This window comes from Streptomyces naganishii JCM 4654, assembly GCF_014650575.1.
Classification (GTDB): domain Bacteria; phylum Actinomycetota; class Actinomycetes; order Streptomycetales; family Streptomycetaceae; genus Streptomyces; species Streptomyces naganishii.
Genome location: NZ_BMVF01000009.1, coordinates 102,645 through 121,141 on the forward strand (window position 1 = coordinate 102,645; position 18,497 = coordinate 121,141).

Annotated in this window: 18 protein-coding genes; 7 read left to right on the plus strand and 11 right to left on the minus strand. The window is 73.6% G+C overall.

Annotated elements, in window-relative coordinates; all coding sequences use genetic code 11:
* The first annotated feature begins 246 nt into the window (after nucleotides 1-246).
* A complete protein-coding gene (locus IE217_RS18215; protein ID WP_190179114.1) occupies nucleotides 247-1,572 on the plus strand; it encodes a nucleobase:cation symporter-2 family protein in 1,326 nt (441 codons plus the stop codon).
* Nucleotides 1,573-1,683: 111 nt separating this feature from the next.
* Complete coding sequence (locus IE217_RS18220) at nucleotides 1,684-2,301, plus strand: TMEM175 family protein (protein WP_190178952.1); 618 nt, start codon at nucleotides 1,684-1,686, stop codon at nucleotides 2,299-2,301.
* Nucleotides 2,302-2,328: 27 nt separating this feature from the next.
* Here IE217_RS18220 and IE217_RS18225 read toward each other — a convergent pair whose 3' ends face one another.
* From IE217_RS18225 to IE217_RS18240, 4 genes are all read right to left on the minus strand, one after another.
* The gene (locus IE217_RS18225; RefSeq protein WP_190178953.1) at nucleotides 2,329-2,751 is read right to left on the minus strand and encodes an acyl-CoA thioesterase; all 423 of its coding nucleotides are present in this window, start codon (nucleotides 2,749-2,751) and stop codon (nucleotides 2,329-2,331) included.
* A gap of 67 nt (nucleotides 2,752-2,818) precedes the next feature.
* Nucleotides 2,819-3,460, minus strand: coding sequence for a hypothetical protein (locus IE217_RS18230; protein WP_190178954.1), 642 nt, complete (start codon nucleotides 3,458-3,460; stop codon nucleotides 2,819-2,821).
* 102 nt (nucleotides 3,461-3,562) lie between these two features.
* A complete protein-coding gene (locus IE217_RS18235) occupies nucleotides 3,563-4,168 on the minus strand; it encodes a histidine phosphatase family protein (protein ID WP_190178955.1) in 606 nt (201 codons plus the stop codon).
* Nucleotides 4,169-4,416: 248 nt separating this feature from the next.
* The gene (locus IE217_RS18240; RefSeq protein ID WP_190178956.1) at nucleotides 4,417-5,625 is read right to left on the minus strand and encodes a pyridoxal phosphate-dependent aminotransferase; all 1,209 of its coding nucleotides are present in this window, start codon (nucleotides 5,623-5,625) and stop codon (nucleotides 4,417-4,419) included.
* 87 nt (nucleotides 5,626-5,712) lie between these two features.
* Between IE217_RS18240 and IE217_RS18245 the strand changes: the two genes are divergently transcribed.
* The gene (locus IE217_RS18245) at nucleotides 5,713-6,348 is read left to right on the plus strand and encodes a winged helix-turn-helix transcriptional regulator (protein WP_190178957.1); all 636 of its coding nucleotides are present in this window, start codon (nucleotides 5,713-5,715) and stop codon (nucleotides 6,346-6,348) included.
* A 55-nt stretch (nucleotides 6,349-6,403) separates the two neighbouring features.
* Here IE217_RS18245 and IE217_RS18250 read toward each other — a convergent pair whose 3' ends face one another.
* The 3 genes from IE217_RS18250 to IE217_RS18260 are packed head-to-tail and all read right to left on the minus strand — an operon-like array spanning nucleotide 6,404 to nucleotide 10,074.
* Nucleotides 6,404-7,267, minus strand: a complete 864-nt coding sequence (locus IE217_RS18250; RefSeq protein ID WP_190178958.1) for a hypothetical protein — start codon at nucleotides 7,265-7,267, stop codon at nucleotides 6,404-6,406.
* Nucleotides 7,267-8,532, minus strand: a complete 1,266-nt coding sequence (locus tag IE217_RS18255; RefSeq protein ID WP_190178959.1) for a VWA domain-containing protein — start codon at nucleotides 8,530-8,532, stop codon at nucleotides 7,267-7,269. The genes IE217_RS18250 and IE217_RS18255 overlap by 1 nt, the downstream gene beginning before the upstream one ends.
* A gap of 9 nt (nucleotides 8,533-8,541) precedes the next feature.
* On the minus strand, nucleotides 8,542-10,074 hold the full coding sequence (locus IE217_RS18260; RefSeq protein WP_190178960.1) for an IucA/IucC family protein: 1,533 nt from the start codon (nucleotides 10,072-10,074) through the stop codon (nucleotides 8,542-8,544).
* 84 nt (nucleotides 10,075-10,158) lie between these two features.
* Here IE217_RS18260 and IE217_RS18265 point away from each other — a divergent pair, with 84 nt between their 5' ends.
* From IE217_RS18265 to IE217_RS18275, 3 genes are all read left to right on the plus strand, one after another.
* Complete coding sequence (locus IE217_RS18265; protein WP_190178961.1) at nucleotides 10,159-11,694, plus strand: IucA/IucC family protein; 1,536 nt, start codon at nucleotides 10,159-10,161, stop codon at nucleotides 11,692-11,694.
* A gap of 138 nt (nucleotides 11,695-11,832) precedes the next feature.
* Complete coding sequence (locus tag IE217_RS18270; RefSeq protein ID WP_190178962.1) at nucleotides 11,833-12,534, plus strand: alpha/beta fold hydrolase; 702 nt, start codon at nucleotides 11,833-11,835, stop codon at nucleotides 12,532-12,534.
* 138 nt (nucleotides 12,535-12,672) lie between these two features.
* Nucleotides 12,673-13,587: a HipA family kinase gene (locus tag IE217_RS18275; protein ID WP_190179115.1), complete on the plus strand. Its 915-nt coding sequence runs from the start codon at nucleotides 12,673-12,675 to the stop codon at nucleotides 13,585-13,587.
* A gap of 35 nt (nucleotides 13,588-13,622) precedes the next feature.
* Here IE217_RS18275 and aceB read toward each other — a convergent pair whose 3' ends face one another.
* Both aceB and IE217_RS18285 read right to left on the minus strand, forming a co-directional pair.
* The gene (aceB, locus tag IE217_RS18280) at nucleotides 13,623-15,248 is read right to left on the minus strand and encodes a malate synthase A (RefSeq protein ID WP_190178963.1); all 1,626 of its coding nucleotides are present in this window, start codon (nucleotides 15,246-15,248) and stop codon (nucleotides 13,623-13,625) included.
* 237 nt (nucleotides 15,249-15,485) lie between these two features.
* Nucleotides 15,486-16,184, minus strand: a complete 699-nt coding sequence (locus IE217_RS18285; RefSeq protein WP_229865369.1) for a nucleotidyltransferase family protein — start codon at nucleotides 16,182-16,184, stop codon at nucleotides 15,486-15,488.
* A 143-nt stretch (nucleotides 16,185-16,327) separates the two neighbouring features.
* Here IE217_RS18285 and IE217_RS18290 point away from each other — a divergent pair, with 143 nt between their 5' ends.
* Nucleotides 16,328-16,651, plus strand: coding sequence for a DUF5955 family protein (locus IE217_RS18290; RefSeq protein ID WP_190178964.1), 324 nt, complete (start codon nucleotides 16,328-16,330; stop codon nucleotides 16,649-16,651).
* A 15-nt stretch (nucleotides 16,652-16,666) separates the two neighbouring features.
* Here IE217_RS18290 and IE217_RS18295 read toward each other — a convergent pair whose 3' ends face one another.
* Nucleotides 16,667-17,305, minus strand: coding sequence for a response regulator (locus tag IE217_RS18295; RefSeq protein WP_190178965.1), 639 nt, complete (start codon nucleotides 17,303-17,305; stop codon nucleotides 16,667-16,669).
* The gene (locus tag IE217_RS18300) at nucleotides 17,302-18,486 is read right to left on the minus strand and encodes a sensor histidine kinase (protein ID WP_190178966.1); all 1,185 of its coding nucleotides are present in this window, start codon (nucleotides 18,484-18,486) and stop codon (nucleotides 17,302-17,304) included. The genes IE217_RS18295 and IE217_RS18300 overlap by 4 nt, the downstream gene beginning before the upstream one ends.
* Nucleotides 18,487-18,497: the final 11 nt, after the last annotated feature.

The following is an 18,497-nucleotide window of genomic DNA, read 5'->3' on the forward strand; positions in this document are numbered from 1 at the left end:
CGCGCGTGGCAGCGCGCCCCGGAACGGTCCTCCGTCGCCCACCCGAGGACCCTGCCCAGGGCCCCCGCCCCCGGTCCCGCACGACCACACACGCACCACCTCCCTGAACCCACGTCAACGACGACGTGTCCACCGACCGGAGGAGCCGCCGTGGCCGCTCACCGCACGCCCCGCGACAAGATCGACGAGATACCGACCCCGGCGGGGTCCACCCATCCCGTCGACGAGAAACTTCCCGCTCTGAAGATGGCGACCAGCGGCCTCCAGCACGTGGCCGCCATGTACGCGGGCGTGGTCGCCCCGCCCCTGATCGTCGGCGCGGCCGTGGGCCTGTCCGGCGCCGAACTCACCTTCCTCACCGGCGCCTGCCTGTTCACTGCCGGACTCGCCACCTTCCTGCAGACCCTCGGCGTCTGGAAGATCGGCGCCCGGCTGCCCTTCGTCAACGGCGTCACCTTCGCCGGGGTCGCCCCGATGACCGCGATCGTCGCCTCCACCAAGGACAAGTCCGACGCCCTGCCGGTCATCTTCGGCGCGGTGATCGTGGCCGGCCTCCTCGGCTTCCTGGCCGCACCCGTCTTCTGCAAGGCGATCCGGTTCTTCCCGCCCGTCGTCACCGGCAGCGTGATCACCCTCATCGGCGTGTCCCTGCTGCCCGTCGCCTTCGGCTGGGCCCAGGGCCCCGACCCGGCCGCCGCCGACTACGGCTCGCCGTCCCACCTCGCCCTCGCCGGGGCCACCCTGCTTCTCGTCCTGCTGCTGCGCCGCTTCACCCGGGGCTTCGTCAAGCAGATCGCCGTCCTCCTCGGCATGGTCGCCGGCACGCTCGTCGCCGTACCGTTCGGGATGACCGACTTCGGCCCGGTCGCACAGGCCCGGCTGATCGGCTTCCCCACCCCCTTCCACTTCGGCGCCCCGCAGTTCCAGCTCGCCGCGATCCTGTCGATGTGCGTGGTGATGGTGGTGTCGATGACCGAGTCCACCGCCGACATGCTGGCCCTCGGCGAGGTCGTCGAACGTCCAGCAGACGAGCGGACCATCGCCGCCGGCCTGCGCGCCGACACCCTCGGCTCCGCGCTCAGCCCGCTGTTCAACGGCTTCATGTGCAGCGCCTTCGCGCAGAACATCGGGCTGGTGGCGATGACCCGCATCCGCAGCCGGTTCGTGGTCGCCTTCGGCGGTGGCTTCCTGGTCCTGATGGGCCTGTGCCCGGCCGCCGCCTCCCTCATCGCCGTGGTGCCGCGTCCGGTGCTCGGCGGCGCGGGCGTGGTGCTGTTCGGGTCGGTGGCCGCGAGCGGCATCCAGACCCTCGTACGGGCCGGGCTGGACAAGGACAACAACGTCCTCATCGTGGCCGTGTCGCTCGCCGCCGGGATCATCCCCATCACCGCGCCGCACTTCTACCACTCCTTCCCCCAGACCGCGCGGATCGTCCTCGACTCCGGCATCTCCACCGGCTGCCTGGTGGCGGTCGTCCTCAACCTCCTGTTCAACCACGTCGGCAAGGGCCGCGAGGCCCGCGAGGTCACCCACCCCATGGAGACCGCCGAGGAGATCGCCGCCGTCCACTGAACTCGCCACGGAAGCCACCGAGCCGGCCCACCGAGCCGGACCGCTGAACTCGTCCGCGGGGCACGGCCGTTGCGCCGCGCCCCGCGCACGTGATGCGGCAGGCTTGGCGCCATGAACGAATCCGGCCGGGTAGAGGCCTTCAGCGACGGCGTGTTCGCCATCGCCATCACCCTGCTCATCCTGGAGATCAAGGTCCCCGAGGTCGGCGAGAACGGCGACCTGTGGCGCGCCCTGGGCGCCCAGTGGCCGTCGTACGCCGCCTACGTGGTCAGCTTCCTGGTCATCGGCATCATGTGGATCAACCACCACCAGCTGTTCAGTTACGTCAAGCGGGTCGACCGCACGCTGATGTTCCTCAACCTGCTGGTGCTCATGGTGGTGGCCGCGGTGCCCTGGCCCACGGCCATGCTCGCCGCGTATCTGCGCGAGGACCGGACCTCGCACGTGGCCGCCGCGGTCTACAGCCTGGTCATGGTGGTGATGGCGTACACCTTCCAGGCCCTGTGGTGGCATCTCACCCGCACGGGCCACCTGTTCGACGAGCGTGTCGACGCCCCGGCCGCCCGCGCGACTCGGGTCCGCTTCGCGCTGGGCTCGCTCGCCTACCCGGTCACCGTGGGACTCGCCTTCGTATCGGCCCCGCTGACCCTGGCAGCGCACGCCCTGATCGCCCTCTACTACGGCTACAACCAGCTTCCGGTTCCGACGCGGGAGCCCGCCGGTTCCTGAGCCACTCCGCCACGGGGCGAGCGGGCCTCACAGGCCGAACAGCGCCGGATCCGCCGTCAGTTCCTTGAAGTGCTCCCGCGGGTCGGCGACGAGTCTGCGTGCCTTGAGGTCCATCAGCCCGCCCACCGCGGTGATCTCCGCGGCGACGGTGCCGTCCGTCTTGCGGATGGTCTGCGCGATGGTGAACGTCTTGCCCGTGCCCCACTCGAAGGCGCAGGTCACATCGACCTCGTCACCGGCGAGCAGTTCCCGCCGGTAGCGGATGGTCGTCTCCAGGGCGACCGGCCCCACGCCTGACGCCACCAGGTCCGCCTGGCCTATGCCCGCGGCCTGGAGCAGCGACCAGCGGGCGTGCTCCGCGTAGTTGAGGTAGACGGCCTGGTTGAGGTGGCCCTGCACATCGGTCTCGTACCCGCGCACGGTCACCCGGACGGAGAACGGCTCGCTCACTGCACTCCCTCGCCTCGTACGAAAGCTCTGATCCTGTTTCTCTGCTCTCCCGATCCTGACACGCGCCTCACACCCTGCGGGGCGAAGCCAGCAGATACCGCGCCCGCGTACGCGGCTCCGTGTACTCGCCGGCCTGCCAGCCCGCCGCCTCCAGCGTGGCCGCGCAGGCCCGCAGTACGCCGGTGTCCGGCCCGTACACCGCGACCGCCTCGGGCTGTGGAGTCGCCCGCACCCGGTAGCCGTCGCCCCCCGGTCCCGCCGCACGGTGACCCGCCGCCTCCAGGGCGAGTGCGGCGGCCTGCACCAGATGAGCGCGCTCCCAGCCGCAGGGCCGGCCGGTGTCCGCGTCCGGGTTGGTCATCCGGCGCAGCTCCAGCAGCCCCTGCCACGCGCTGTGCACCTCGCGGGCCCGTGCGGGACCGTCCTCCGCCGCCGTCCCCGCGTCCTCGTCCCCGCCGACGCGCGCGGCGAACACGCCCGTACGGGCCGCAGGACCCGGTTCCCCGGCACCGGGCGCACCGGGCGCCGCCTCACGTATCCGATGACCGGCAGGCGTCAGGAAATGATCGTGCGGCGGCCGCGGATGCCGGAAGACGAGCCCGCGCTTCACCAGCCCCGCCAGCTGGGACTCGGTCCCCCTGACCCGCCCGGTCCCGGGATCGGCGCCGTCGATGACGCGCCGCTGCGCGGCGGTCGGCACTCGTGTCACGACGCACTCCTCCCCGTTGCCGATGGTCGTGCGGCCCACTTGAAGACTACGGCCCACCACTGACAACGCCCCCGCCACGAGCCCCGGGGCCCGGTCCCCGGGCTACGCCTGGGGCGTGGGCCTGATGTTCCAGCCCGCGATCACCGGGCGGCCGTGTTCCGTGCCGAGGCGGCACACCGTGCCCGTGGCCAGCTGGAAGAGGGCGCCGGCCTCGGGCGCCAGGCCCAGCCTGCGGGCGGTGAGGACGCGCAGGAAGTGGCCGTGGGCCACGAGCAGGACGACTCCCTCGGTGTTGGCGAGCGCGGCGTCGACCTTGCTCAGCACGCGGTCGGCGCGCTCCCCGACCTGTTCCGGGGTCTCCCCGGGGTGCGCCGGGGGCCCCGGCACCACCCCGTCGGTGAACAGGAACCAGCCGGGCCGGGTGCGCTGGATCTCGACGGTGGTGACGCCCTCGTAGCCGCCGTAGTCCCACTCGCGCAGGTCCGAGTCGACGCGGGCGTCCTGGACGCCGATCAGCTCGGCCGTCTCCCGGGCCCGCTGGAGCGGGCTCACGAACACCGCGCCGATGCGGTGCGAACGGATCAGCGGCACCAGTCGGCGCGCCTCCTCGCGGCCCCGCTCGGTCAGCGGCACGTCCGTGTACCCGGTGTGCCGCCCGGACCTCGACCACTCGGTCTCGCCGTGGCGGACGAGAAAGAGATCACCCACGCCGTCGTTCCGTCCCGTCGTCCCTTCCTGACACGTGCGTCAGCAGCCTGCCACACCCGCCCCCGGCCCCGCAGGGCGGACTGCGCCGGACGGGGCGGGGCACGGCAGGGGCCGCCCCGGTCGCGCGGCAGGGGCCGCCCCGGTCGCCCGGCGGGGCACCGAGCGGCCCCCGTGGCCCGGCGCGGCACCGGGCGGTCCCCCGTGGCCCGGCGCGGCACCGAGTGGCCTCGCGTCGTCCGGCGAGCGCGCTACTGTCGGTAGCCGCTGAGGAAGCGGCCGATCCGGCCGATCGCCGTCTCCAGGACGTCGGCGTGCGGCAGCGTGAGGATGCGGAAGTGGTCCGGGGCGGGCCAGTTGAAGCCGGTGCCCTGGACGACCTGGATCTTCTCGCGCAGCAGCAGGTCGAGCACGAACCGCTCGTCGTCGTGGATGCGGTGCACCTTGGGGTCGAGGCGCGCGAAGGCGTACAGCGCGCCCTTGGGCTTCACGCAGGACACGCCCGGGATCTCGTTGAGCTTCTCCCAGGCCACATCGCGCTGTTCGTGCAACCGCCCGCCGGGCGCGGTGAGTTCCGTGATCGACTGGCGCCCGCCGAGCGCGGCCTGGATGGCGTACTGCGCGGGCGCGTTGGCGCACAGACGCATGGAGGCCAGCATGGTCAGGCCCTCCAGGTAGTCCTTCGCGTGCTGCCTGGGCCCGCTCACCACCAGCCACCCGGAGCGGAAGCCCGCGACGCGGTAGGTCTTGGACAGTCCGCAGAAGGTGAGGACCACCAGGTCCGGGGCGAGCGCGGCGGCGCTGTGGTGCACGGCGCCGTCGTAGAGGATCTGGTCGTAGATCTCGTCGGCGAAGACCATCAGGCCGTGCCGGCGGGCGAGGTCGAGGATGCCCTCGATGATCTCCTTCGGGTAGACCGCGCCGGTGGGGTTGTTCGGGTTGATGATCACCACGGCCTTGGTGCGGTCGGTGATCTTCGAGGCCATGTCGTCCAGGTCCGGGTACCAGTCGGCCTGTTCGTCGCACAGGTAGTGCACCGCCTTGCCGCCGGCCAGGGTCGTGACGGCCGTCCAGAGCGGGAAGTCCGGCGCGGGGATGAGGATTTCGTCGCCGTCCTCCACCAGCGCCTGTACGGCCATCGACACCAGCTCCGAGACGCCGTTGCCGAGGAACACGTCGTCGACGCCCACCTCCAGCCCGCGCTCCTGATAGCGCTGGGCCACCGCACGGCGGGCGGAGAGGACACCGCGCGAGTCGGTGTAGCCGTGCGCCCGCGGCAGCATCCGGATCATGTCCTGGAGGATCTCCTCGGGCGCCTCGAAGCCGAAGAGCGCGGGGTTGCCCGTGTTCAGGCGGAGCACGCTGTGGCCCGCCTCCTCCAGCGCGTTGGCGTGCTCGATCACCGGACCGCGGATCTCGTAGCAGACCTCGCTGAGCTTGCTCGACTGCCGGAACTCCATGCGTCGCTTCCCCTCCGCCATCAGGTGTTGCTTGGTTTTACCAAGTTCGAGCTTGGAAAGTCCAACAACATGTCTAGACTGCGTCGCATGTCACCTCGCCGAAGCTACGACCAGTACTGCTCCGCCGCCCGCGCGCTCGACGCCGTCGGCGACCGCTGGACCCTGCTGATCGTCCGGGAGTTGCTGGCCGGCCCGCGCCGCTACACGGACCTGCACGCCGACCTGCCCGGAGTGAGCACCGACGTGCTCGCCTCGCGGCTGAAGGACATGGAGCGCGACGGACTCGCCACCCGGCGCAGGCTGCCCCCGCCCGCCGCCGCCTTCGTCTACGAACTCACCGAGCGCGGCACCGCGTTGCTGCCCGTGCTCCAGGCGCTGGGGGAGTGGGGGGAGAGCGAACTCGGTGAGCCGCGCCCCACCGACGCGGTGCGCGCCCACTGGTTCGCCCTGCCGCTGCTGCGCGCGCTGGAGGGCGAGGGTGTCGTCGAAGTGCGTCTGGAGGAGGGGGACTTCCACCTGTACGTGGGCGCGCAGCACGGGCCCGTCTACGGGGACGGGCCGGCCCCGGGCGAGCCGGACGCCCGGCTGGTGCTGGACTCGCCGACCTGCACGGCCCTCGCCCGGGGGGAGCTGAGCCTGGCGGACGCGGTGCGCGCGGGACGGATCGAGGTGTCCGGCGAGGGCACGCCGGCGAAGGCGCTGCGCGCCCTGCGGGAGGAATGACGGAAGGCCCGCTCCCTCAGGAACGGGCCTTCCACCACCGGCGCATGACTGCTTGTCAGGCTCCCGGCGGCACCCGCGTCGGCCGGCCCGAACCGCGCGTCAGCGCGTAGCCGCCGATGCCCGCGAGGGCGGCCAGCACGGCGCCGATCCCCGTCCACACCCACCGGTCGGACCACCAGCCGGACGACCAGCCGCCGTCCGGCTCGATGCTGGAGAGCACCGCCGCCTTCTTGGAACCGGAGCCGGATCCGGAGCTGGACCCGGAGTCCGACCCGGACCCGGAGTCACTCCCGCTCTGCCGCGAGGTCACCGCGACGCCCGGCACCAGCGGCTGCGCCAGCGAGCCGTCCACCGCGGCCGCGCCGCCGATGTCCTTGGAGTCGACCCGCACCTCGGCGCTCACCGGCAGACCGAGGTCGGAGGGCTGAAGGCCCACCGCCGTCAGCCGGATGTAGTACGTGCCCGGCAGCGGGTCGTTGGACCACGCCTCCGACCAGGCGCGGACCGTGCGCAGCACGCACGCGAGCTCCACCGAGGCGGTGCCCTGCGCGGCGGTGCGCGTCTGGGCGCCGTACTGGCACGACTGGCGGCGCCGCAGACCGTCGTAGACGTCGATCTGCCAGGTCTGCGACGCGTGCGTCCCGGGCAGCTTCACCGTCGCCCGGACGGTGGGGCGCACGCCGGCGTCCGCGGGGAACGACCAGTACAGGTAGTCGCCGGCGGCGGCGCTCGCGGTGGCCCGCTGCCCCTGCTCGATCTCCGTCGCCGTACGGAACGACGTACCGGCCTGCGTCGGCGTCTTCGAGTCGCCCGAGGGGCTCGGGGAGGGGGTGGAGTCCGCCGCCGCGGGGCCGGCGGCCACCGCCCCGAGGGTGAGGAGCGCGGCGGTCAGTGCGCCCAGTGCTCTTGTGATCCGCATCAGTTGGTCCTCCAGACCGCGATCCGCCAGCGTGACACCCAGCCCCACAGCAGTCCGGCGAGGAAGCCGGTCAGTACGAGCACGCCGAGCAGCCACCAGCCGCGGCCCAGGCCGAAGGCGGCCACGTCGGCGGCCTTGGCCGGCCCGTCCACCACGTCCACGGTCAGTTCCAGCGGCAGGCCGGGCGTGGTCTTCACGCCCGGCGCGGCCGAGAAGGAGTTGGTGACCTGCAGGCACACGGTCTCGGCCGGGGCGTTGTCGTCGTCGCTCCCGGGCCGCGGGTAGCGCAGGCCGGTGGATATCACGTCGGTGCGGCCGTTGCCCGCCGCCTCACCGCGCACGATCTCCCGGCCGTGCACGGTCACCGCGCGCAGCAGCACCCCGTAGTCGGGGTTCACGGTGCGGTCGTCGGCCACGCTCACCGAAGCGCGCAGCTCCTGCCCGGGGTTGACGTCCACCCGGTACCAGCGCTGCTGCCCGAACTCCTCGCGGTCGGTGTAGAGGCCCGACTTGAGCGCGGGCGCCCTGGTGCAGTCGGCGGCGCCCTCGGTGGCCACCGGCGTCACCACCGGGTCGGCGGCCCGGTCGACCAACTGGCCGACCCGGTTGCTGAGTTGCTCCTTGTGCTGTACGGAGGTGTAGGTGCCGCCGGTCGCGTCCGCGATGCAGCTGAGCTGGTCGCGGGTCTTGGCGTCCGGCACCAGGCCGAGGGTGTCGATGGTCAGGCCGACGCCCTTGGCGGCGATCTCGCGGGCCACCTCGCAGGGGTCCAGCGGCTGGCAGGTGTCCTCGCCGTCACTGATCAGCACGATACGGCGGGTGCCGTTGCCCCCCTGGAGGTCGTCGGCCGCCTTCAGGAGCGCGGGTCCGATGGGGGTCCAGCCGGTCGGGGTCAGCGTCGCGACGGCGGTCTTGGCGTCGGTGCGGTTCAGCGGGCCGACCGGGTAGAGCTGGGCGGTGTCCTTGCAACCCGTCTTGCGGTCGTCGCCGCGGTAGTTGGCGCCGAGGGTGCGGATGCCGAGCTGGACGTCCTCGGGCGTGGCGTCGAGGACCTCGTTGAACGCCTGCTTGGCCGCGGCCATGCGCGTGCCCCCGTCGATGTCCCGCGTCCGCATGGAGCCGCTGACGTCCAGGACGAGTTCGACCTTGGGGGCGGCCTGGCCGTCGGTCTCGTCGGCGACGGCGCCGGCGGGCAGGGCGAACCCGGCCGTCAGGGCGGCGAGCAGAGCACAGACTCCCGCCGCCAGCCGTTGTCTTGTGATCATCGGCGGATCTTATTGACCGGACGCGCGCGGCTCCAAAACGAGCGGGTTGGGCAGCTCGGTCCACTGGTCGCCGGGAGTCCCGGGCGACAGCCTCATCAGCGTCAACGCCTTGGTTGGCACCGGATCCTGACGCAGCGACAGCACGTCCGGTGTGCGCGGCAGATCCCGTACGGCCGGCTCCAGGGCCGCACCCAGCGCCGGCCCCGAACCCGCCGCGCCGGCCAGCGCCCCCGCGACCAGGGAGCCGAACAGCTTGCGGCGCAGGGCCACCGGGTCGTCGGTGAGGTTCCTGGCGGGCAGGTCGGGCACGGGGATGCCGTGCCGGGCCAGCCGGGCGGGGCTGACGCGGATGTCGGCGAGGTCGCGGTAGACCAGGCGCAGCGGCTCGCCCGACCCGGAGAGGACCACCAGCAGGTTCTGACCGTGCGCCTCCAGGGCCACGCCCAGCTCCAGCAGCCGCAGCCCGGCGGTGAGCGCCAGCCGGGTGAATGCGGCCAACCAGCCCGGGGAGTGAGGCAGTTCCGTGGCGGCGAGGGCCGCCACCGGCAGTACGTGCTCGCCGGGGCCCGCGCAGGCGCGTGGCGACTCGCGCCACAGCGCCGCGAGGTCCGGGGAGCCGGCCGCGATCGCGGCCGGTGTGCGGGTGATCCCGAGCAGGCCGTCCGTGCGTCCGGCCAGAACCTGCCCGAACTCCGACAGCGCCGCCGACGCGGCGACCGAGCCGACCGAGATGTCCCGCACCGAGGAGGTCAACCGGGCGGTGAGCGCCGTCTTGACGTGCGGCCCGCCGGGCAGCGCCAGGGTGCGCAGCGACATCAGCGGGTGGGCGGTGAGCGCGCGTTCCTCGCGGGGCCGCTTGAGCACGTGCGCCGCCTGCCAGGGATGCACCGGCACGAGCAGCCGCCGCCCGTCGCGCAGTTCCTCGGGCCAGACCCCCGACACCAGGCACTCCTCCCGCGCCACCGGCAGCAGACCCAGCTCCACCGAAGGACGGTGCTCCGGCCCGTACGCCAGCTGCTCGGCCACCGAGAAACCGGGCCGCGCACGGCAGTTCGGATGGAAGGGGTGACCGTCGACCACCCGCTGCTCCCACTGCCAGTCCTCGGCGGGCCACTCGTTCGGGTGGGCACCGGACGGGGCCGGCTGATCGGCGCGCGACAGCGCCAAGGAGGCGACGCTGTGGGCCAGTTCGGCCGCCAAGGCGTCACCGTGCGGCACGGCGAGGGCCGTTGCCAGGGCCGCCGGATCGTCGTAGGGCGTTCCGTCGAGGTGTACGACCGTCACGTAGGCCGCCGTGGCGTACGGATCCGCCGGCGGCCCGCTGAGCCGGCGGCCGTCGCGAAGCCGCAGGACCAGCGCGTCCCGGCCCCGCTCCCGGCCGGTGATCCACGGCAGCGGCTCATGGGCGAGGGCCCGCCACAGCCGGGACAGCACGGCGGCCCGCGCACCGCGCAGCTCCTGCGCGTACCGTGGCACGAGTCCGGGGCGCACGGCGGCCAGCTCCTCGGCGACCTCTGCCTCGGCGGTGGGGGGACGGTGCACGGTCGGGCTCCTCCGGAAACGGTCGGGCGTCACGGTAGCGGGCGCCGGGCGGACATACTGATCACCTTCGCACCGTGTGGACGTATGGAACGAATGGAACGCGAACGCGTGGAGCTCATGCCCCCCAGCGGCGACGTCGCGGCGCGCGCCGACGCGTACGCGGCCGCCCCCCTGCTGAACTGCCTGATCCGCGAGGTGGCACAGCCCTGTGCGGACCCACGGGACCGCAGGGTGTACCGGCTGCCCGGCAGCGGCCGGCTGCTGCGGGTGCGGCCCGGGCGGCGGCCCGCCGGGCCCGAGGTGCGCACCGCGGACGGCTGGCAGCCCCTCGGCCACACCGAGCTGGTCAAACTGGTCGCCGAGGAACTGCGCGGGCACACCGGTCTCTCCAACCACGAACTGCCCGCGGAGATGATCGACAGCCGGGACGCCGTGGCCGCGCTGCTGGAGGCCCGCGCGCGGGCGAGCGCGCCCGAGGACCCGTACACGCGCTCCGAGCAGTCCCTGGTCACCGGCCACCCGCACCACCCCGCGCCCAAGGCGCGCGGTGGCGGCCCGGTCGCCTCCTGGCTGCCGTACGCGCCGGAGGCGTACGCCCGCTTCCCGCTCGCGCTGCTCGCGGTGCGCGAGGACCAGGTCGAGGAGGAGGGCGACACCTCGGCCCTGGACGCGCTCGGCCAGGCCCCGCCCGGCTACCGGCTGCTGCCCGCCCACCCCTGGCAGCTCGACCTGGTGGGCCGCGACCTCGCCGACGCCTTCGCGGACGGCCGGCTGCTGCGGCTCGGCACGACCGCGTGCGAGGTCCGTCCCACGGCCGCGATCCGCACCGTCCACGCGCCCGGGGCCGACCTGTTCCTGAAGTTCAGCCTGGACGTGCGCATCACCAACGACGTACGGCGGCTGTGGCGGCACGACCTGCTCCGGCTGCGCCGCACCGACACCGCCGTCGCCCGGGCCTTCGCCGGCCAGGACGGGCCGGCGGCCTGGCTGAGCGACCGCGGCTACCGCACCGCCCGCTTCGCCTTCGAGGAACTGGCCGTCGTCGTCCGCGACGGGCTGCGCGGACACCTGCTGCCCGGGGCGACCCCGCTGCTCGCCGCCGCACTCGCCGAGGGGTTCGACGGCAACCCGCTCGACGGCCCGCTGGACCCCGACCGCTGGTGGCGGGCCTGGCTGCGCCAGGTCGTGCCCCCGCCCCTGACCGCCTTCGCCCGGCACGGCGTGGTGCTCGAGGCGCACCTGCAGAACTCGCTGATCGCCGTGGACGCCGACGGCCTGCCCGTCCAGGCCCTCTTCCGCGACGCCGAGGGCGTCAAGCTGCTCCCGGAGGTCTCCCGGTCGGCCGGCTGGGAGCGCCTGGTCTACTGCCTGATCGTCAACCACCTCACCGAGATCGCCGCGGCCCTCACCGAACGGCATCCGGCCTACGACCCCTGGTCCGCCCTCCGCGAGGAGCTCACCCGCCACGACCTCCCCGAGATCGCGGCCCTGCTCGCCTCCCCGTCCCTGCCCGGCAAGACCAACCTCCTGCTGCGCTGGACGGCGGCGGACGGAGCCGCCGCCCGCTACCACCCCGTCCCGAACCCACTGGCTGGCGCTTCGGCTCGCGGCACGGGGTGAGGAACACGGGCTGAGGAAGAGGCGCACGGCGGGGCCGGCCGGCCGGGAGGGAACGGGCCTCGGCCTCCTGGACGCGGGGCGTTCGGCTGTCAGCCGAGAACGTCGCGCCCGGGAAGGCACGGGCGACAGGATCGTCCCATGCAGCCGATCTTCGTTCTCGTGCACAGTCCGTCCGTGGGCCCCTCGACCTGGCACCCTGTGGCCGAACACCTGGCTGCGGCGGGGTACGAGGTGCGGGTACCGTCCCTGCTGCACATCGGCGCCGGCGCTGCGCCCTTCTGGCCCCGCGTCGTCAGCGCCGTCCGCGACGACCTCCGGCAGGTCCCGGCCGGCAGCCCCGTCACGTTGGTGGCACACAGCAACGCGGGCCTGTTCCTCCCGGCGATCCGCTCGGGCCTCGACCATCCGGTGACCGGCTCGGTCTTCGTCGACGCCGCGCTGCCGGCCCGGACCGGACCGACCCCTGTCGCCTCACCCGAGGTGCTGGCGTTCCTCCGCCCGATGGCGGTGAACGGCAGGCTGCCGCGCTGGACCGACTGGTGGGAGGAGGCGGACATCGCCCCCATGTTCTCCGACCCGGCGGTGCGGCGGACGGTCACCGAGGAGCAGCCCACCCTGCCGCTCTCCTACTACGAGCAGCACATCCCGGTCCCCGACGGCTGGGACGACCATCCTTGCGCCTACCTGCTGTTCGGCCCCCCGTACGACGACCTCGCCGCCGAGGCGCGCGATCGCGGCTGGCGTGTGGCGCACCTGCCCGGCGCACACCTCCATCAGATCGTCGATCCCGTGGGCACTGCCCGGCACCTCGTCGAACTCGCCGCGCCGTGTGCGCCGTGACACTCCGCGCCCCGCGGGTAGTCGGCCAGCATGCCCCTTACGGGGATCGCTACATCGAGGAAGTGAGCCGGCGCCCGAAAGGCACGTGAGGCGCCCCCGAACGTGGAATGTAAGGTAATGATCCGGGGGGGCTTGAAGATGCTGAGAGAGGTCACCGCGACCCGCTACGTCGCCCCCCTGCGCTCCGGCGGCTCCGTCCCCGGTGTCGTCGAGGCCGACGACCTCGGGACGTACGTCGTGAAGTTCACCGGCTCCGCGCAGGGGCGCAAGGCGCTGGTGGCCGAGGTGGTCGTGGGGGAGCTGGCGCGGGCGCTCGGGCTGCGCTTCCCCGAGCTGGTGCTGGTGCACTTCGACCCGGACCTCGCCGCGCACGAACCCCACCAGGAAGTGCGCGACCTGCTGAACGCCAGCCCGGGCGTCAACCTCGGCATGGACTACCTGCCGGGCGCGCGCGACTTCACGCCCGAGGCGGCCAGGAGCTTCCCGGTGGACCCGCTGGAGGCCGGCCGGATCGTGTGGCTGGACGCGCTCACCGTGAACGTGGACCGCACGGTCCACAGCTCCAACCTCATGATCTGGCCGACCTCCGGCACCGCGCCCGCGCACCTGTGGCTCATCGACCACGGCGCGGCCCTCGTCTTCCACCACCGCTGGGACACCTCGGCGCCCGCGAAGGCCTACGACTTCCGGCACCACGCCCTCGGCCACTACGCGCCCGACGTCCGCGCCGCCGACGCCGAGCTGGCCCCCCGGGTGACCCGGGAGCTGCTGCGGGACGTGCTCGCCGAGGTGCCCGACGCCTGGCTCACCGAGGAGCCGGGCTTCGCCACCCCCGACGAGGCACGCGGCGCCTACGTCGACTACCTCGCGGCGCGCGTGGCGGCCTCGCGGGAGTGGCTGCCCACCGACTTCCCGAGCCGCGAGGAGCTGGCGGCCGAGGAGGCCGCCCGCGCGGCCCGCACCGAGCGGGGACGGCCCGACTGGCTCAAACGCGTCCCCGACCTGCACGGCAGGCCCGCCGCCGAACAGGACTGGTCGGCGCACCTGGAGTGAGCCCGGCCCCGGGGAGTGGCTCTTCGGCAGCGATCTCAGCCCTCGAGCCGCTCGTACGCCGGCAGGGTCAGGAAGTCGGCGTAGTCCTCGTCGAGGGAGACCTGGAGGAGCAGGTCGTGGGCCTGCTGCCAGTGGCCGGCGGCGAAGGCGTCGGCGCCGATCTCCTCGCGGATGTTCGCCAGTTCCTCGGCGGCGACCTTCCGGGCCAGCTCGGGCGTGGCCTTCTCGCCGTTCTCGAACTCCACACCCGCGTTGATCCACTGCCAGATCTGCGAGCGGGAGATCTCGGCGGTGGCCGCGTCCTCCATGAGGTTGAAGATGGCGACCGCGCCCATGCCCCGCAGCCACGCCTCGATGTAACGCAGGCCCACCTGAACGGCGTTGACCAGCCCCGCGTACGTCGGCCGGGCGTCGAGGGAGTCGACGGCGATCAGGTCGGCCGCCTCGACGTGCACGTCCTCGCGCAGGCGGTCCTTCTGGTGCGGCCGGTCGCCGAGCACCTTGTCGAAGGACTCCATGGCGATCGGCACCAGGTCGGGGTGGGCGACCCAGGAGCCGTCGAAGCCGTCGGCCGCCTCGCGGTCCTTGTCGGCGCGGACCTTCTCGAACGCGACCCGGTTGACCTCCGCGTCCCGGCGCGAGGGGATGAACGCGGCCATCCCGCCGATCGCGTGCGCGCCGCGCTTGTGGCAGGTGCGCACGAGGAGTTCGGTGTACGCCCGCATGAACGGGGCCGTCATCGTGACCGCGTTGCGGTCCGGCAGCACGAACTTCAATCCGCCGTCACGGAAGTTCTTCACGATGGAGAACAGGTAGTCCCAGCGCCCCGCGTTCAACCCGGAGGCGTGGTCGCGCAGTTCGTAGAGGATCTCCTCCATCTCGTACGCGGCCGTGATCGTCTCGATGAGGACGGTGGCGCGGATCGTGCCCTGCGGGATGCCGACGTAGTCCTGCGCGAAGACGAAGACGTCGTTCCAGAGGCGGGCCTCCAGGTGCGACTCGGTCTTGGGCAGGTAGAAGTACGGGCCCTTGCCCATGTCGAGCAGGCGCCTGGCGTTGTGGAAGAAGTACAGGCCGAAGTCGACGAGGGCGCCGGGCACCTGGCGGCCGTCGGCGTCGCGCAGGTGACGCTCGTTCAGGTGCCAGCCGCGCGGCCGCGTGACGACCGTGGCGAGCTCCTCGGCCGGCCGCAGGGCGTACGTCTTGCCGGAGGCCGCGTCGGTGAAGTCGATGCTGCGGGTGTAGGCGTCGATCAGGTTGAGCTGGCCGAGGACGACGTTCTCCCAGGTCGGCGCGGAGGCGTCCTCGAAGTCGGCGAGCCAGACCCGCGCGCCCGAGTTGAGCGCGTTGATCGTCATCTTGCGGTCGGTGGGGCCGGTGATCTCGACCCGGCGGTCGTTCAGGGCGGCGGGGGCCTCGGCGACCCTCCAGGAGTCGTCCGCGCGGACGGCGGCCGTCTCGGGCAGGAAGTCGAGGGTGGAGGTGCGGGCGATCTCGGCGCGGCGCTCGGCCCGGCGGGCGAGGAGTTCGTCGCGGCGCGGCGTGAAGTGCCGGTGCAGCTCGGCCACGAAGGCGAGCGCCGCGTCGGTCAGGACCTCCTCCTGCCGGGGCAGGGGCTCGGCGTCGACGATGGCCAGCGGGGACGGCGCTGGTGCGGACATGAGCTGTCACTTCCTTCGGGGCTTCTTCAGCGAACCACGTTCATCGCCACCATGCCGTGGCACCGGATGCCTATGGGTGTGAACGGGGCATATGTCGTCCGGGGAGCGGCCGGGCGCTTCTGGGCAGTGGATACTAGTTTTCTCATGGTGGAAGTTCAATGGTTTGTTGATGTCGAGAGTCTCCGTATCGAGGCAGTGCGGCGCTCGGTGCCATGCCGCTCACCCTGGGTGTCCCGCTCACTCGAGGTGACCCAGATCCGCCTCGGTGTCGATGTCGTACGCCCGCGCCACGTCCCCGCACTCGACCAGCGTCACCGCGTCCTGGTGCGCCCTCAGATAGGCGCGCGCTCCCCGGTCGCCGGCCGCGCTCGCCGCGACGCCCGCCCAGTGGGCCGACCCGAACAGCACGGGATGGCCGCGTACGCCCTCGTACGCCGCCGAGACCAGCGACGTCTCGTCCCGGAAGGCCGCCCGCACCCGGGTCGCCGCCTCCGACCCGATGCCGGGCTGGTCGACCAGGGACACCAGGACCGCGCGGGCGCCGGTTCCGGCCAGCGAGTCCAGCCCCGCCCGCAACGAGGAGCCCATGCCCTCCTCCCACCGCGGGTTGTCCACGAGCACACAGCCCTCCAGCCGCGCCAGCCGCCGTACGTCCGCCGCCCGCGCGCCGACCACCACGTGCACCCGGGTGCAACCGGCCGCCCGCAGGACCGCGACCGCGTGCTCCACCAGCGGCCGGCCCCGGTGGGTCAGCAGCGCCTTGGGCCGCCCGCCGAGCCGCCGCCCGCCACCGGCGGCCAGCACCAGCCCGGCGACCTCGCCGCCCGCGCCGGCCTGCCCGTCCCTGCCGCCCGCGCCGGCCTGCCCGTCCCTGCCGTCCGCGTCGCCCTCGCCGTCCGGCTCGTTCCTGCGGTTCAGGTCGTCCATGTGTTTCATGGCTCCTGCATACCTGACGACCCGTCGAACACGTGGATGAGAAGGGGCTGAATTTCGGTTCCCCCGGTGGCGCGTCCCGTCCCGGTGGCGTTTACTGACCCGGGTCCGAGGAGGGCGCACGACGAAGTGCGAGGGGGAGGGCTGTGTTGCGGAGCTTGGGGCAGCGGACGGTGACCAGCAGCGGAGAGGACCCGAGGGCGGCGGAACTGCGCACCGCCGTGTCCCGGCTGCGCCGCGAACTCGCCGCCCACCCCGCGGAGTTCCCCGACCGCGCGATAGCCGAGGACGAACTCGCCGCGCTCGCCGCGATGGCCGCCCACGGCACGCCCGAGATCCCGCGCATGCGCCGCTCGTTGCTGCTGATCGCCGGGGCCATCGGCTCCGTCAGCGCCCTGGCCCGTGGGCTCGCCCAAGTCCGCGCCTCGGTCGACCTGTTCGGCGAGCCGGGCGAGCCGCCGGCACGCTGAGGCCGCCCCCGCCGGTCAGGACCCGCTGCGCCGCAGCAGTCCCTGCCCGGTGGCCGCCGCCACCGCCGCCGTACGGGAGTCCACGCCCAGCTTGGCGTAGATGTGCACCAGATGGGACTTCACCGTGGCCTGGCTGAGGAACAGCCGCTTGCTGATCTCCAGGTTCGACAGGCCGTCGCGGACCAGCTCCAGCACCTCCAGCTCGCGTCGGCTCAGCGCGGCCGCCGGTGCGCGCATACGGTCCATGAGACGGTGGGCCACCGCCGGGGCCAGGGCCGAGCGGCCGGAGGCGGCGGTGCGCACGGCGGCGGCCAGCTCCTGCGGCGGGGCGTCCTTGAGCAGATAGCCCGCCGCACCCGCCTCCACCGCCGCGAGGATGTCCGCGTCGGTGTCGTACGTGGTGAGGACCAGCACGCGCGGGGCGCCGGGCCGGGCGGTGATCGCCGCCGTCGCCTCCGCGCCGTGCGCGCCGCCCGCACCGAACTGGAGGTCCATCAGCACCACGTCGACCCCGCCCGCCGCGGCCAGCTCCACCGCGCGCTCCGCGGTCGGCGCCTCCCCGGCGATCTCGAAGTCGGGCTCGGCGGACAGCACGGCCCGCAGGCCGGCGCGGACCACGGGATGGTCGTCCGCGAGCAGCAGCCGGATCGTCATGCGCGGCCCTCCGGGTCCGGGTAGGGCAGGGTCACCGCGACCGCCGTGCCCTGGCCGGGCGCGGACTCCACGGCGAACGTCCCGCCCAGCGCCTCGGCGCGCGCCCGCATCGCGGGCAGCCCGAAACCGCCTTCCACCGCGCCGCCCGCCGCCACCCGGGCCGGCACGGCGTCGGGCACGAAGCCGACCCCGTCGTCGACCACGTCGAGCGCCACCGAGGTGTCCATGAAGCTGAGGGTGATCTCCGCGCGGCGGGCCTCGGCGTGCCGCAGGGTGTTGCCGAGCGCCGACTGGGCGATCCGCAGCAGCGCCACCTCGTACGGCGTGGGCAGCTCGGCCGGCGTGCCGCTCACCGAGAAGCGGACGGCGGGCGGCCCCGCCGCGCCCGAGCACAGGCGCTCCAGCGCGCCGGCCAGCGAGCCGTGCTCCAGGTCCGGCGGGGTCAGGGCGTGCACGAAGCGGCGGGCCTCGGCGAGGTTGTCCTGCGCGGTGGCGCGGGCCTGCTCGATGTGCCCGGCGGCCGGGGAGGCCGCGGGCAGCACCCGCTGGGCGGCCCGCAGCAGCAACTGGATGCTGGACAGCCCCTGCGCCAGCGTGTCGTGGATCTCCCGCGCCAGCCGCTCGCGTTCGGCGAGGGTGCCCGCGGTGCGCTCGGCGGCGGCCAGTTCGGCGCGGGTGGCCACCAGCTCCTCGATCAGCTCGCGGCGCCGCTCGCTCTCCCGGTACAGGGCCTCGTAGCCGAGGACCGTGGCGACCGCGACCGCCGCGCCGAGCAGCGGGCCGATGAACGCGCCCGGCGTGACCCGTCCACCGTGGCCGACGAACCCGGCGATGGCCGCGGCGGCGGTCGCGCCGACCGCGGGCAGGCCCCAGCGCGCCGGCAGCAGGTGCAGTTGCAGGAAGTACAGCGGGAAGGCCGCCCACAGGGCGTCCGGGGAGAGGGCGAGCAGCACCAGCCAGCACAGGCTCAGCGCACCCAGCCACACCGCCGCCCCACGCCGGGAGCGGTGGACGGCCGGGCTCAGCACGCCCCAGGCGAGCACCGCGCCGGTGACGGCGGCCGCGGCCACGGGGGCGGGGCCGTCCGCCCGGATCGCGGCGAGCGCGAGCAGGCCCGCGAACAGCGCGTACAGGCACAGGCGCAGGGTGATGACGACGGGGGAGTGCTGGCGGACGTCCATGACGGCTCCAG

Excerpts from the sequence above, each read along its gene's own strand:
- IE217_RS18220 (WP_190178952.1), top strand. The coding sequence starts at position 1,684 with ATGAACGAATCCGGCCGGGTAGAGGCCTTCAGCGACGGCGTGTTCGCC.
- IE217_RS18250 (WP_190178958.1), bottom strand. The coding sequence starts at position 7,267 with ATGCGGATCACAAGAGCACTGGGCGCACTGACCGCCGCGCTCCTCACC.
- IE217_RS18245 (WP_190178957.1), top strand. The coding sequence starts at position 5,713 with ATGTCACCTCGCCGAAGCTACGACCAGTACTGCTCCGCCGCCCGCGCG.
- IE217_RS18240 (WP_190178956.1), bottom strand. The coding sequence starts at position 5,625 with ATGGAGTTCCGGCAGTCGAGCAAGCTCAGCGAGGTCTGCTACGAGATC.
- IE217_RS18300 (WP_190178966.1), bottom strand. The coding sequence starts at position 18,486 with ATGGACGTCCGCCAGCACTCCCCCGTCGTCATCACCCTGCGCCTGTGC.
- IE217_RS18270 (WP_190178962.1), top strand. The coding sequence starts at position 11,833 with ATGCAGCCGATCTTCGTTCTCGTGCACAGTCCGTCCGTGGGCCCCTCG.
- IE217_RS18215 (WP_190179114.1), top strand. The coding sequence starts at position 247 with ATGGCGACCAGCGGCCTCCAGCACGTGGCCGCCATGTACGCGGGCGTG.
- IE217_RS18265 (WP_190178961.1), top strand. The coding sequence starts at position 10,159 with ATGGAACGAATGGAACGCGAACGCGTGGAGCTCATGCCCCCCAGCGGC.
- IE217_RS18255 (WP_190178959.1), bottom strand. The coding sequence starts at position 8,532 with ATGATCACAAGACAACGGCTGGCGGCGGGAGTCTGTGCTCTGCTCGCC.
- IE217_RS18295 (WP_190178965.1), bottom strand. The coding sequence starts at position 17,305 with ATGACGATCCGGCTGCTGCTCGCGGACGACCATCCCGTGGTCCGCGCC.
- IE217_RS18275 (WP_190179115.1), top strand. The coding sequence starts at position 12,673 with ATGCTGAGAGAGGTCACCGCGACCCGCTACGTCGCCCCCCTGCGCTCC.
- aceB (WP_190178963.1), bottom strand. The coding sequence starts at position 15,248 with ATGTCCGCACCAGCGCCGTCCCCGCTGGCCATCGTCGACGCCGAGCCC.
- IE217_RS18285 (WP_229865369.1), bottom strand. The coding sequence starts at position 16,184 with ATGAAACACATGGACGACCTGAACCGCAGGAACGAGCCGGACGGCGAG.